The sequence below is a fragment of the Pigmentiphaga kullae genome (assembly GCF_004216695.1).
GTDB classification, from domain to species: domain Bacteria; phylum Pseudomonadota; class Gammaproteobacteria; order Burkholderiales; family Burkholderiaceae_B; genus Pigmentiphaga; species Pigmentiphaga kullae.
This window is the reverse complement of the sequence record NZ_SGXC01000001.1, coordinates 284,927-297,808: the sequence shown is the minus strand read 5'-3', so window position 1 is coordinate 297,808 and position 12,882 is coordinate 284,927. Positions and strand designations below refer to the sequence as shown.

Genomic DNA, 12,882 nt, shown 5'->3' with positions numbered 1-12,882 from the left:
GGACCCTTGGCGGTATCATGGGGCAAACCCCGAATTACCGGGCGGGCCGCCGCATTTTTCCCACGGCATTCCCGACAAGCGCGACGCAAGAGACTCGATGACAAGGACCGCACCGGCCTGGCTGATGCCCGTAGTGGCCATTTGCATTCTGCAGACCATTTCGTCTTTCCTGACACGCCTCATCCCCATCATCGCGCCGGCCATGTCCGCGGAGTTCGGCTGGAGCGGCAGTTCCATCGGCTACCTGACCGCCAGCAATTCGATGGGCGGACTGGCCATCCTGCTGGCGGGCTCCGCCCTGCTCAAGCAGGTCGGCGGGATGCGGACCCTGCAATTGACGCTGTCGCTGGGGGCGGCCTGCCTGGCATTTCTGTTGTATCCCAGCCTGGGCGTGGCGCTGGTCGCGTGTTTTGCCATGGGTTTGAGCAATGGCGCCGCCAACCCGGCCGGCAGCGAGGTCCTGCAAAGATTTTCGCCGCCGGGCAAGCGCAACCTGATGTTCTCGATCAAGCAGGCCGGCGTACCGCTGGGCGGCGTGATGGCGGGGCTGCTGGTGCCCGCCGTGGTGGCGCTGGCGGGCTGGCGCATCGCCCTGCTTGCGTGCGCGGTGGTCGTGCTGCTGCCCATCGTGCTGACCTGGCGGCTGAGTTCCGGCCTGGACGAGATCCCCGCGCGAACGGGTCGCGTCTTCCCGATGCCGACGTGGCGGTCGCTGCGTACGCTGGGGGTGCCCCTGGCCTCGCTGATGCACAACCGCGGCTTGCTGAAGATCTCCGTCGTGGGCAGCCTGTTCGCCGTATCCCAGAGCTGCTGGTTCACGTTCACCGTGGTCTATCTGGTGGATGGGCTGGGTTATTCCCTGGGGCGGGCCGGCATGGTGTTCGCGGTCATGCAGGCGGGCGGGGTGATCGGCCGTATCGCGCTGGGCTGGCTGTCCGACTACCTGCGGTCGGCCACGGCGGTGCTGTCGATCGCGGCCGTGCTGTCGGCGGTGACGACGGCGCTGCTGGGGCTGACCAGTCCCGCGTGGCCGCTGTGGGCGGCCATCGTGCTGGCCTTCGTCGCGGGGTGTTCGGCCGCGAGCTGGAACGGCGTGCAGATCGCCGAAGTCGCGCGCCGTTCGCCGCCGCACATGATCTCGGAAACGGCCGCGGGGTCCAGCATCCTGGTCAACCTGACAAACATGGTGGCGCCCACGCTGTTCGCGATATTCGTTTCGGCCGGCGGGGGCTATGGCTTTGCCTTCATCTGCGCGGGAGCGTGTTCGCTGCTGGTGCTGGTCTGCCTGCCGCGCGATCGGGGCGGCGATGCCGGCGCCCAGGAGCGCCGGGCGCGCTGACGAAGGTCACGCCGCCGCAACGGTCAAGCCGCGGCGCCTCGCCTGGCTCGCCGGGCGCGTGGTTGGGGCGCGACGCCCAGCCGCGGGTCGCGCGCCCGCGCGAGTTCGGCCAGCCTGGCCGCGGCGGTTTCGAATTCCGCGTGGTCCTGGGGCAGGTACAGCCACTTGCCCAGCACCGTATGGGGCCGCAGCGCCGGCTCGTCGTCGATCAGCGCGGCGTGCCGATCCCTGGACGTGCACACCAGCAGGCCGCTCCAGGGATCGCCTCGGTCGGCCACCACGAGGCACAGCAGGTCGTCCAGGTAGGCGGCGATGCAGCCGAACATGCGTTTGCTGGAATAGCCGGCGTCCCGTTCCAGCGGCTCGAAGATCCACAGCAGCGAGTTGCGCGGCGCGGCAGCCTGGCGGCGGGGCGGCGCGAAGGGGAGAGGGCGGTCCTTGGGCATGGGGGCTAGCTCGTCAGCAATGCCGGCAGCTTTCCCGCCGCCGTCTGCCCAGGATACAGCGTTCGCAGCGTGCGCTCCGGGTCCAGTGCGAAGCATTCGGCGGCCGCGGCGGCAATCAGCGTGGGCAGCCCGAGGGTGGGCCGCAGGTCGCGTGCTTCCAGAAGCCGGGACTGGCCCAGTCCAGGCCAGTCGGCGATGACGCGGCCGCCGCGGACCGCGCCGCCTATCAGCATGGCGGCGGAGCCCGTGCCGTGGTCGGTGCCCCCGGTGCCGTTGACGGCTGCGGTGCGGCCGAACTCGGTGGCGACCAGGACGACGGTCTGGTTCCAGGCATCGCCCAGGTGTTCCATTGGGGGTTTTGGGGGCCATGGCCAACTTAAGGCACCTATTCAGGCCCTTTTAGTAGCTCCTGCTTAAGTCGGGGTGACCCCGCTTACTAGTTCGAACGCAGACGGCTAGTGGGCGCTCTGGCCCAGTCGGCGTTCGGGCCAGGATGGAAACGAAAAAGCCCGCGCGCGGCGGGCTTAGAGGAAGTTGTACCTGATCGCTTAGTCGTCTTCAGGAAAGTCGACCGAAACAGCACCCTTGGCAATTGCCTCGGCGACGCAGCCAAAGGCTGGATGATCCGCTAAAGACAGAGGAACTTCGATAGGCGACGACGTCCGGTATGACCCCTCGTCAGCCGAAGACGTTCGGTACGCGTCAGCATCATCCCGGTTATCAAACACATGGGTGTACAGCTCCTGGGATGATCCACCTTCCTGAATCACCAGGAAAGTTGACGGTTCGGGCATTGTTGTATCGCCAGGCTCGTCCTCGCCCAACTCTGACAAAGCATCGTCTGGATCCGTGTCAGTGAGCATCTCCTGAATTTCGCAGGCCAGGCGCCAGCAGTGCTTGGCTCTGGGGCACTCGCTTTCGTGGAACAGAAATCCTGCTTCCGCAGCTTCCCGCTGAAATATGTTCTTCATCAAAACCGCGGCGAGTTCTTCTGTCTGGCTGATGATCGTGCCAGCCGAACGCACCGGTATGGTTCTGGTTTCTTGGTCGCTCATGGAATTTCCTTGTATTGAAGTAGCGTGCGTGAATCGCACTGACCTACCTCGTATAGCTCCCGAACTCACGCGTCGAGGGGTCTGGGCAGGCATTGCAAACGCAAAGCGGAAGCGCAGGGGCAATGGGGAGGCAAAGTCGCTTGCGCGACAGGCTGCTGCGCTATCGGCTCCACGGTTGGCCAGACGGGCCTATACGTGCTCACGAGCGGTGCAAATCGGAACAATAACAAGGAGATGAGATGGACCAATCAGCGTTCAGAGTCGCATGGATGCGCGCTTCCGAGGAAGGCCCAGATCTGGTGGAAGCTGGGGGTTTGACTCTTGTGGCGGCGGTGGAGAAGGCTCACGAGGTCGGAGACCAGCCCGATTTCCTCGCGGGGCAAATTCTTGATGTTGACGGCTTCGTCCTGGCTAACTTTGCTCGGAATACGATCCAGTTCAATCGCGATCCAAGGGGCTAGCGACGGTGCTGGTGAAGCCCTCCTCCGCAGGCGATCAGAATGGAGATTTGGCGCTCCGGTCCGTACAATGTGACTGGTCCTCTCCCGGTTTCACTCGATGCCCCAGCACAACGAAGTCGCAGCACCGGTACGCAACTACTCCCGACTGGATTTCACAGCGTTGCGGTACCGGTTCAACAAGATCCCGCTGAGCGTTATTCGCGACCGTCTTTACACTGAGGACGTCCTTGAGGAACGTGGCATTGCTAGTGACGGGCAGCTGGAAAGGTGGCTCGACGACCTCCGTGACAACCTGATCGAACGGGCCAGAAAGGCTAATCCGCTTATCTCCAAAAATTTGGAAGATGCGCGGACTTTTAACTCGTGGCCAGCAGGCACTATTAACTTCCTTGTGCTTGCGGGAGAGAAAAGCCAAGCAGCTCCCCAATTGGATGATTCTTTGGGGGTGTGGATTCGCCCTCGCGTCAGTAAGGTACTTGCTACTGACGGTATCGTTACGATCTCGGATCTCGTTCGCTGCATCGAACGGCGAGGCAATGGTTGGTATCGCCCTATCCCACGCATCGGGCAAGGTAAGGCGTTGGCGCTCGAAAGCTGGTTAAGGAAGAACGCGACCTCTTTAGGTACTTTCAAAAAACCTTTGGACGTCGAGGTGGTTGGCCAGTGCGAATTAGGCTTTAGCCCCACCCCCCAGCTCCTGCCTTTCGAGCGGATATCCCGCGTTGCGTCGCAGCTCGATGGCAGTCGCGGACAGAACCGTGCGACGGCGTTTTGCCTCATAGGTGCAGACAACGATCTGGAGGCTATTCAGTCCTACCTGTACAAATTTAGGGGCCGCGACAAGACCCTCAGAGCCTACAGAAAGGAACTCGAACGTTTCCTTCTGTGGTGCGTCGGCCTCCGTCGCTGTGCGCTGTCTAGCGTGTTGACGGATGACTGCGAGGCCTACAAGGATTTCCTTGCTGCCCCCGATCATGCGTGGATCGGGGCCAAGGCGCCTCGGACTTCCTCTCGTTGGCGGCCATTTGAACGCGTCCTGTCTCCCGAATCTCAGCGATACGCTGTCGGGCTGCTTCGCGCTTTCTTTGACTGGCTTGTAAAGGTGCGATACCTGGGGGGCAATCCGTGGACAACGGTATCTGATCCGCTGGTTGTAGCCAGGGAGTCGGCTATGCAGATCGAAAAAGCCCTTCCAGCTGTGCTGTGGGATAGGTTGATCGGACCTGGCGGCATCTTGGCCAAGGCTGTGGATAGTGCAATGACTCAACCCGACGCGAAACAATATCTGTTAGCTCGCACGGCAGTAGAACTGATGGGTGCTACCGGGATCCGTCGAGAAGAAGCAGCGAACGCTATCCGAGGAAAGCTTGCCCCGATCGAAGAGCCAAAGGGATTGAAGCTGCATGATCCGCTGTGGGAACTCGGCGTGCTCGGCAAGCGCAGTCGCTGGCGCTCGGTAGTTCTGCCTGGCTATATCGTGGAGCTTATCAAACAGCACTGGACGGACCGCGGTCATGACTTTGACGACCCGCGAAACGCGGAGATGGCTCTGATTTCTCCAGTAGTCGTGCCATCAACACCCACTGCCCGCGCAAAGCACATAAGCGGTGAATGCTCGGCTTCCCTTACCGGTAACGGGTTCTCAGCCGACGGCTTGTACACGGTAGTGAAGACCGCACTGCTGCGTTTGTCCAGCGATGAGAATGTCGACCTGGACGATGGCGAGCGAACGCTGCTCAGACGCGCGGCGCCCCATGCCCTGCGCCATACCTTCGCGACCCAGGCGACCGCAAACGATGTTCCGCTCGATGTTGTGCAAAGTGTCATGGGGCACGTATCGCAACGGACCACGGCCATCTATGTTCGGGCTGAGCGGACCCGACGCGTAGCCGAGCTTGGGAAATATTTTAAGACGCGGGTCAGCTGATCTAGTTTGCTTTGCCATACGCCCCACGAGGCTACGCAACATTGGAGCAACCTTGCCATTAGGCCGTCAGGCTAGGTGGGCCCGGTGGGAATGCCACGCGCTTCGCGGCTGCCCTGGCGTCCCTTCACTATATCTGCACGCAGGTGGCACTGCTGGAGACGGCGCGCCAACCATTCCAGAAAGTGCAGATAGGCTCCCATCCACCCAAGTGTTCGTTTCGGACGCCGAAACACCTGGCAGCGGGAATATCTGCGCAAATCCCTACTAGGGAAAACGCGGCGAATTTGGCAAATCCGCTTAACTTTCCCTAGTAGGGATTTCGGGCCAGCAGCCTGGTAACGCTGGACCGGCATCGCAACAGGGACTGCAATCGGCAGCCGGCCGGAAATTTCAGTCATCGAATACCAATCATGCGGTGCTTACTTTGTAGCACCGTCATGGCGGTCCCTCTCGTTGCCATATTCAACGCACTCGTCAAGGCCCCATGCATTGAACGTCCCTGGTAGGGACGTTTCCGCGGCTTGCGGTGCCGGTCGTTCCTATCAATTGCGGTGGACAGGCGCCGATGGGACCTACAGAAACGCTTGGGTCTTCTTGGTCGAACAGCCCCTATGTAGACCCGTGCTGCACCTGTGCATACGTTCCCTATTGGGACGTCCGGACGATATGGGCCGGTGGTTCCTCGCAGAATTGTCGACGCTCGCCTCGCCGGCTCCCCCCGCACCTCACTCTGTCACTGGAAGGTGCATACCTGGAGAAACGCTTCGTTCCTCGAAATCGCTGGCTAAGGAGCGTATTCGCGGCTCATCACAGCGAAAGGGTAGGACCTCACAAGCTAGAGAAACGTGCGCACTGCTGAAAAACCCTAGTAGGGAAAACGTTGCGGAAATGGCAAATCGGCTTCACTTTCCCTATTAGGGATTTTGCTAGCGAGGACGGGGCGGCACAGGATCGGCCTCGGACGACTTCGCGACATGCAGTCGGCCGCTCGTCCGACGAATGCGTACCGCCTCCGCTTCGCTCTGGCATGCGAACAGGCGCAGTAGATATTGCAGGTACTGCCCCCAGCTCAGCGAATGCTTTGCGAATATCTTCGGACTTCGATATTTTGCTGAGTTCCGCAGCGATTTTGTCGACGACAGCAGTCGGCGTGTTAGCAGGACCAAATAGGCCGAACCAGTTGGAGGTTTCGACGCCCGGATATCCAAGTTCTTTCATGGTCGGCACGTCAGGCATCAAAGGCGATCGCGTCGCCTCGGCTGTGGCGAGCAACCGCAGAGTTCCTTTTGACATAAAAGCCCCCGTTGCAGGCAGCCCAACGAACATTGCCTGAATTTGACCAGCGGCTAGGTCGATTACTGCTGGGCCCGTACCCTTATAAGGGACGTGCAAAAGCTGGGTTCCCGAGCTCATCTGAAATAACTCCCCAACGACATGAGGCGTCCCGCCTTTGCCCGACGACCCATAGGCGTATTTGTTAGGGTTCTTTTTTGCCAAGGCAACAAACTCCTGCAATGTGGTTGCGGGAACGTCCTTTTGGATGAACATGAAATAGGGCGTAGTCGCAACTAAAGATATTGGCCGAAGATCCTTGAGTGCGTTGTACGTCGGCTATTCATATAAGAACTCGTTCATCACCACAGATGGCGCAGTAAGAAGCAGGGTATAGCCATCCGCTGGCGCGTTCGCAACCTGAGCAGTACCTATCATGGAATTTGCACCGGGCTTATTTTCCACGATAATTGCCTGACCAAGTGCCTTGCCGAGTTTCTCTGCCGCAATTCGTCCCAATATATCGGTCGTCCCGCCAGCTGAATAAGGAATGATCATCCTTATTGGTTTGACTGGATATTCTTGGGCATGTGAGATTCCGGCTTCGAGCGAGAACGCTGCTATTAGCGCACTGAAAACGAAATAGGTTTTGATTTTCATGCTGTCTCCATATTAAAATAGACTTGTAGAATGCCTAATGTAGTTGACTTGATTTGGCTTCTACTGATGTTTATGTATGCTCTACCAGGTTCAACCGTTTGACTCCTACGAACCACTTTCTGGCGATGTAAATTGAATACCTCCCTTAGTAGAAGCCTGCTGATTTTGGAAGCCGTTATTGAATCTGAGCAACCGCGAGGTATTTCTGAGTTGGCGAGGGAACTCGACATGGACAAGAGCGCGGTGCAGCGAACATTCCAGGCGTTGACGAGCGCTGGGTATCTCGAGAAGGTTGTGGGGTCTGCCAAGTACAGGGCTACGTTGCGTATTTGGGAACTTGGTGCCAAGGTCATTTCCCAGCATGAGGCGGCGAGGCTCGTGCATCCTATTCTTCGATACGCGGCGCAAACGTCCGGACTGACGGCGTATCTGGCTTGGGCCATTCCGCCCTCCATCGTTTATCTCGACAAAGTTGAAGGCGAGAAGGGCCGGACCAATTCCTCGCAGCCCGGACGGCGCGTCCCGATGCACCGTACCGCAGCCGGGCGCGCCATCCTTGCTTTCCTGAACGACGTCGACACCGAGTCGGTTCTCCGGGAAGCCGGCGCAACCGCTGACTCGAACGAAGCTCCCACAGCGATTCGAGATGACCTCGCACTTATCCGCGAGAGGTTGTATGCCATCACTCGTAGCGGATCCTTCGCCCAGGTCAACAGCATCGCAGCCCCGGTCTGGTCCGCGCATCAACAGGCGCCAGTCGGTTCCATCGTCCTGACCAGTGACGCTGCAACGCTGCCCGAAGAAGACTTCGACAGAATCGGGGGCCTTGCCGTGTCTATCGCTGAACAAGCGACCCGGGCGCTCGGTGGCTCGTATCCCTCTATGCATGCTGATAACCCCTGATGGCTGAACGCTTGGCTAGTCGCAGAAAAAGCGGGGAAGGGCGAGTCCGCCCTCATCTTCAATCTTCAGATTGAGGGACTGATCGATCTTCAGGCCCGTCACGTCTGTCTCAGCAACGAGGTTCGCCAGCATCCGCGGGCCCTCGACCAATTCGACGCAGGCCACGACATACGGCAGACGCCCCTCGAAGGCGGGGTGATATGCCGTGTGGTACACAACCCAGCTGATTAGCTTGGCGTGGCCGACCGAAGGTCGCCAACTGGTTGACGCCGACAGGCACGCCGGACACACCTCCCGAGGAGGCAGCCATCGATGGTGGCACTCGGTGCATTCCTGGTAGCGCAATTCGCCCGATGCCAGACCAGCCCAGTAGGGCTCGTTGATCGGCGTGATAGTAGGTGTAGGAAACACCATCACAGTCTCCCCAGAATCATCGTGGCGTGGGTGTGCATGGTTCCTCCCTGGTTGCTGACGATGCAGGCGCCGGACCCCTCGATTTGCAGCCTTGCTTCGCCTCGCATTTGGCGCACACCTTCGATGACCAATTGCAGACCTGGCATCCTGGTCTCGGACAGCAACCCGCCGCTGGTGTTGATCGGGAGTGCGCCTTCGAGCGATATGCCGCCCTCAGCCGCGAAGGCGGCGGCGCTGCCTCGGTCACAGAACCCGTAGTCTTCCAGCGTGATCAGTGGCGTGATCGTGAAGCAGTCGTAAAGCTGGGCGACACCGATGTCCTTACGTGCCATTCCCGCCATCGTGAAAGCTGTGTGCGCGGAGGTGCTTGCCAGGGTTCGAGTCAGGTCGGCACGCAAATGGACGTCGAACGACTCTTGCGCTTGCCCGAGGCCAAGTATGGGGACAGCTCGGCTTACGCCTAGCTCCTTGGCTCGTTTCGCCGACATGAGAATGACAGCGGCGGCACCGTCCGAGAGGGGACAGCAGTCATCGCGCCGCAAAGGCTCAACCACGAAGGGTGACGCCAGATAGTCGTCGATCGTCAGCGATTTTTGAATGTGCGCGTTAGGATTGCCAGCTCCGTTGTTTCGACAGGCGACCGCCACCGCGCCAAGATGCGCATCTGGTACTTCATATTGCTGCCGGTACCGTTGGTGGATCATTGCGTATCCAGCCGCAGTGGAATACCACCCGTGTACGGCGTCGTCGCCGCGTGGGCGTTGGTAGACCTGTCGGCTTCCCGTCCGCGGCGTGTCGCCATAACAGACGATCGCTATGTCTATCAGTCCGGCCTCGATAGCCATCGCAGCGTAAGTGATTAGCGCGATGTTCGCGGCGCCGCCCTGATCCAGGGCGCAACCCAGTCGCGGCTGGATGCCCAGCGCCTCGGCAACTTTCTGCCCATACAGCACCGTCGGCTCAGCATTTGCCATTTTCACGAGGACGCCATCTACGAGGCCCTTGTCGATGCCGGCATCACGCAACGCGTTTCGGGACGCTTCGACGATCAATGAGACGCGGTCGCGACCCGGCTGCTTGCCATAGGCGGTGTGACCCACCCCAGCGATCACTGTTTTTCCGCGCATCAGATGACCCCACGTGCTTTCAGGTCTGCCTGAGCCGCTTCTTCAAGGCCCAACCAGTCGCCGTAGACACGCGCGTTATCCGTAGCGTATTCAGGGCTCGGCTGGTAGCTCGCCTGGTCTTGTCCCTGAAAATTGATGGGACTGCGGCAGACGGTGATCGGTCCGTACTGGGGATGATCAATCTCGAAGAGCATGCCCCGTTCGTGCATGTGGGCGTCATCCATGACCTCGCGCAGTTCACGTACCGGCGCGGATGGGACGCGCCCCGCCACCAGGATCGAAAACAGCTGTTCTCGAGTCATCGTGGATGTCCAAGCACCGATCATGTCGTCGACAAGTGCCATGTTGGCGACCCGTTGACGCATGTCGACCATGCGCGGGTCGGTGGCAAGCTCCTGTCTGCCCATGACCTCAAGCAGGTTTTGCCAATGCTTGTCGTTGTTGCAGATGATCGCCACATGACCGTCGCTTGTCGGGTAGACGTTGTACGGGCACAGCGACAGGCCGCCATGACGATTGCCGGTACGTTCTGGAATGTCGGTCCGGGCGCCGTACGACATCCCGATGCTCGAAGCCAGAGACGGGTAAACCGCGTCCAGCATGGCGACCTCAATGCAGGCACCGAGCCCTGTGCGGCTGCGCTGGAACAACGCCGTAGTTATTGCGCCATAAAGGTGAACGCCGCCAAAGAAATCACACAGGGCGGCTCCTGACTTGACCGGCGCATTCTCGGGAAAGCCCGTGATGCTCATGATGCCGGCCATGGCTTGTACCGTCAGGTCCATGGCCGGGTAATCGCGGTATGGACCGTCGGACCCATAGCCACTGCCCGAAGCGAAAATAAGTGATGGATTGACGGCTTTGAGCACGTCGTAGCCTACGCCCAGCCGGTCCATGACACCAGGCGCGTAATTCTCGATCACCACGTCGGCGCTCGCCACGAGCTTGAGAAAAAGGGCAACGCCGTCTTCCGACTTCAGGTTCAGCGAGATCGATCCCTTATTGGCATTGAGCATCGCGAACGGCACGCCGGCGCCACTGCGCGCATCCCGCCGCCTCAAATATTCTCCGCCTGGCGGTTCGACCTTGATGACTTCGGCGCCTGCCATCGCCATGAGGAAGGTAGCGTAGGGGCCGTTGTAGATCTGGGTCAGATCGAGGACCCGGACTCCGGACAGAGGCATGCTATCAGTCGTCACGATCGCGGTATCGCTATCTTTCATCTTCACCGACCTTTGAATTCGGGTGTGCGTTTCTCGGCGAAGGCAGCCTTGGCTGTTGCCGTGTCCTCTGAATGGTGCAGGATGCGATTAACCATCTGCTCCATGCGCAGGCCAGTGGCTAGGTCCATGTCGAGCGAGCGGACAGCCAATTCCTTGGATGCCTGAAGCGCAAGCGGCGCGTTGGCGGCGATACGACAGGCGTAGTCGAGCGCTGCGTTCATCAACTCGGACGCGGGGACAACCTTGTTGATCAACCCGACCTGCATTGCGCGCTCGGCAGACACTGCGTCCCCCGTCAGCAGCATCTCCATCGCAACCGCGTAAGGCAGTTGCTTCATGATGCGCTGGGTACCGCCATTGGCTGCGACGATGCCGCGTTTCGCCTCTGACACGGCAAACGTAGCGCCTTCTACTGCCACCCGAATGTCCGTGGCAAGCATCAATGTCATGCCGCCACCTACGCAGGCGCCGTTGATCGCGGAGATCACCGGCTTCCATACTTCAAGTCCGCGGTTCAGCAACTGGCCTTTTTGCGTCAGCCAGAGTTCCGAAAGCTCTGTTTCGCGGCCGACAAACGACTTGATGTCTGCCCCTGCGCAGAACGCTTTATCGCCGGCACCGGTAATGACCGCTACTCGGATGGCAGCATCGTCCCGCACACGCTCCCACGCCTCGGACAACGCGGCGTAATGCTCGGCGTCGAGCGCGTTTCGCCGCTCGGGGCGGTTGATCGTGATGAGGGCGACGCCCTCAGTTAGGGCAAAGTCGATCGACATGGTCCTTCTCCCGCTCAGGCTCGGCCAATGAGATGGCGTGCGAGCACCATGCGATGGACCTCAGAGGGGCCTTCCCCGATGCGTTTGATCCGAAGTTCGCGGTACCAGCGTTCCAAAGGAAGCTCACGAGCGATACCTAGCGCGCCGAAGATCTGGATGCAGCGATCGACGACCCGGCCTGCGGTCTCGGTCGCGGTGACTTTGGCGATCGACGCTTCGATCTTGATGTCGTGGCCCAGATCGCCGCGCCATGCTGCCTGGTACGTCAACAGCCGGGCGGCCTGAATCTCCATTTCGGAGTCCGCGATCATCCATTGAATGGCTTGCTTGTCAGCAAGGCGACTCTTGAAGGTCTTCCGGTCGCGGGCCCAATCGATGGCCATTCGCAGCGCTTCCTGAGCGATCCCGATTACGCCCGCAGCGTACGGAACCCGAGCATGAACCAGCCACTTCTGGCAGACGGCAAAGCCTTCGCCTTCGGCGCCAAGCATGTTGGAGGCAGGGACCTCGACATTGTCGAAGTGGACTTCGTAAGGCGCGTACGATCGAATGACGGGAATCGGTTTGACCGTTAGCCCGGGGCTGTGGCGGTCGACGATGAAGCAACTAATGCCTGCCCCACCTTCGCCACCGGTGCGAGCGAAGACAATGCCCCAATCCGCATTGTCCGCGGCGGTGATCCACATCTTCGACCCGTTGATCACGTACGTGTCGCCGCGCCGAGTCGCTTTGGTAGTGATCGATCGCGCGGGGTCCGCCCCCCCGCTGGCCTCCGAAATAGCCACGAAGTTCTTCTTGCCGCTCTCGATCGCCGCTATACCGTAGGTCTGGATCTGCTCTTGGTTCCCCAGCCAGATGACACTTGGAGGATCAATGCCGAATGCGCCGCATGCGGGGACATACGCACCCATCTTGCACTTGGCAGCTTCCTCGGCTACCAGGACCTGGCCCAGCAGGCTGAGTCCAATACCACCGTATTCCGACGGAGACGCGGGGCACCAGAGGCCAAGCTGTCGTGCGGAGGATTGGAGCCGTGCGAGCTCTTCTTTAGGTAGTTCGTAGCAATCGTGAGGCTGCTTATCTTCGACGGGCCGCACCTGCTCACGCATAAACCGGGACACCGTCTCCCGAAGCATTTGCAGCTCTTCGGGAAGCTCCCATGCGCCCGTAGGAAATGCCAGTTGGTCTTCCATTCTTTCTGCCTCCGCCTGCTCATGTTGACATCGTATCGATATTCAATACGACGAATCTTTATTTGATACGATGGATGCTATTTCAG

The 12,882-nt window shown here is 60.1% G+C and carries 11 protein-coding genes and 2 pseudogenes; 4 read left to right on the top strand and 9 right to left on the bottom strand.

From position 1 onward, the window contains the following. The first annotated feature begins 97 nt into the window (after window positions 1-97). On the top strand, window positions 98-1,339 hold the full coding sequence (locus EV675_RS01450; RefSeq protein ID WP_130355664.1) for an MFS transporter: 1,242 nt from the start codon (window positions 98-100) through the stop codon (window positions 1,337-1,339). A 23-nt stretch (window positions 1,340-1,362) separates the two neighbouring features. Here the strand turns inward: EV675_RS01450 and EV675_RS01445 are convergent, their stop codons facing one another. From EV675_RS01445 to EV675_RS01435, 3 genes and pseudogenes are all read right to left on the bottom strand, one after another. Next, the gene (locus EV675_RS01445; RefSeq protein WP_130355663.1) at window positions 1,363-1,785 is read right to left on the bottom strand and encodes a hypothetical protein; all 423 of its coding nucleotides are present in this window, start codon (window positions 1,783-1,785) and stop codon (window positions 1,363-1,365) included. A 5-nt stretch (window positions 1,786-1,790) separates the two neighbouring features. Further along, a pseudogene (locus tag EV675_RS01440) lies at window positions 1,791-2,126 on the bottom strand (DUF1501 domain-containing protein); the annotation flags it as partial. A gap of 207 nt (window positions 2,127-2,333) precedes the next feature. Beyond that, window positions 2,334-2,840: a hypothetical protein gene (locus tag EV675_RS01435; protein ID WP_130355661.1), complete on the bottom strand. Its 507-nt coding sequence runs from the start codon at window positions 2,838-2,840 to the stop codon at window positions 2,334-2,336. A 239-nt stretch (window positions 2,841-3,079) separates the two neighbouring features. Here EV675_RS01435 and EV675_RS01430 point away from each other — a divergent pair, with 239 nt between their 5' ends. Together EV675_RS01430 and EV675_RS01425 are read left to right on the top strand one after the other, a co-directional pair. Next, window positions 3,080-3,301, top strand: coding sequence for a hypothetical protein (locus EV675_RS01430; protein ID WP_130355660.1), 222 nt, complete (start codon window positions 3,080-3,082; stop codon window positions 3,299-3,301). A 97-nt stretch (window positions 3,302-3,398) separates the two neighbouring features. After that, window positions 3,399-5,228 carry a phage integrase family protein gene (locus EV675_RS01425; RefSeq protein ID WP_130355659.1) on the top strand — a complete coding sequence of 610 codons (1,830 nt, stop codon included), beginning with the start codon at window positions 3,399-3,401 and terminating at the stop codon, window positions 5,226-5,228. A gap of 828 nt (window positions 5,229-6,056) precedes the next feature. On the opposite strand, the pseudogene EV675_RS01420 reads toward EV675_RS01425, so the two are convergent. Then, window positions 6,057-7,058, bottom strand: a pseudogene (locus EV675_RS01420) (Bug family tripartite tricarboxylate transporter substrate binding protein). A 234-nt stretch (window positions 7,059-7,292) separates the two neighbouring features. Between EV675_RS01420 and EV675_RS01410 the strand changes: the two are divergent. After that, a complete protein-coding gene (locus EV675_RS01410) occupies window positions 7,293-8,063 on the top strand; it encodes an IclR family transcriptional regulator (protein WP_130355656.1) in 771 nt (256 codons plus the stop codon). Between the two features lie 15 nt (window positions 8,064-8,078). Here the strand turns inward: EV675_RS01410 and EV675_RS01405 are convergent, their stop codons facing one another. From EV675_RS01405 to EV675_RS01385, 5 genes are read right to left on the bottom strand one after another with little or no spacing between them, the layout of a single operon-like run. After that, window positions 8,079-8,477 carry a Zn-ribbon domain-containing OB-fold protein gene (locus EV675_RS01405; RefSeq protein WP_130355655.1) on the bottom strand — a complete coding sequence of 133 codons (399 nt, stop codon included), beginning with the start codon at window positions 8,475-8,477 and terminating at the stop codon, window positions 8,079-8,081. Next, on the bottom strand, window positions 8,477-9,604 hold the full coding sequence (locus EV675_RS01400; protein WP_130355654.1) for a thiolase family protein: 1,128 nt from the start codon (window positions 9,602-9,604) through the stop codon (window positions 8,477-8,479). The genes EV675_RS01405 and EV675_RS01400 overlap by 1 nt, the downstream gene beginning before the upstream one ends. Beyond that, a complete protein-coding gene (locus EV675_RS01395) occupies window positions 9,604-10,827 on the bottom strand; it encodes a CaiB/BaiF CoA transferase family protein (protein ID WP_130355653.1) in 1,224 nt (407 codons plus the stop codon). Before EV675_RS01395 ends, EV675_RS01400 begins: the two co-directional genes overlap by 1 nt. Window positions 10,828-10,829: 2 nt before the next feature. Further along, a complete protein-coding gene (locus EV675_RS01390; RefSeq protein ID WP_130355652.1) occupies window positions 10,830-11,603 on the bottom strand; it encodes an enoyl-CoA hydratase/isomerase family protein in 774 nt (257 codons plus the stop codon). A 14-nt stretch (window positions 11,604-11,617) separates the two neighbouring features. Next, entirely contained in the window at window positions 11,618-12,796 is a 1,179-nt protein-coding gene (locus tag EV675_RS01385; protein WP_130355651.1) for an acyl-CoA dehydrogenase family protein, read from the bottom strand. Window positions 12,797-12,882 lie beyond the last annotated feature (86 nt).

Excerpts from the sequence above, each read along its gene's own strand:
- EV675_RS01450 (WP_130355664.1), top strand. The coding sequence starts at position 98 with ATGACAAGGACCGCACCGGCCTGGCTGATGCCCGTAGTGGCCATTTGC.
- EV675_RS01445 (WP_130355663.1), bottom strand. The coding sequence starts at position 1,785 with ATGCCCAAGGACCGCCCTCTCCCCTTCGCGCCGCCCCGCCGCCAGGCT.
- EV675_RS01435 (WP_130355661.1), bottom strand. The coding sequence starts at position 2,840 with ATGAGCGACCAAGAAACCAGAACCATACCGGTGCGTTCGGCTGGCACG.
- EV675_RS01430 (WP_130355660.1), top strand. The coding sequence starts at position 3,080 with ATGGACCAATCAGCGTTCAGAGTCGCATGGATGCGCGCTTCCGAGGAA.
- EV675_RS01425 (WP_130355659.1), top strand. The coding sequence starts at position 3,399 with ATGCCCCAGCACAACGAAGTCGCAGCACCGGTACGCAACTACTCCCGA.
- EV675_RS01405 (WP_130355655.1), bottom strand. The coding sequence starts at position 8,477 with ATGGTGTTTCCTACACCTACTATCACGCCGATCAACGAGCCCTACTGG.
- EV675_RS01400 (WP_130355654.1), bottom strand. The coding sequence starts at position 9,604 with ATGCGCGGAAAAACAGTGATCGCTGGGGTGGGTCACACCGCCTATGGC.
- EV675_RS01395 (WP_130355653.1), bottom strand. The coding sequence starts at position 10,827 with ATGAAAGATAGCGATACCGCGATCGTGACGACTGATAGCATGCCTCTG.
- EV675_RS01390 (WP_130355652.1), bottom strand. The coding sequence starts at position 11,603 with ATGTCGATCGACTTTGCCCTAACTGAGGGCGTCGCCCTCATCACGATC.
- EV675_RS01385 (WP_130355651.1), bottom strand. The coding sequence starts at position 12,796 with ATGGAAGACCAACTGGCATTTCCTACGGGCGCATGGGAGCTTCCCGAA.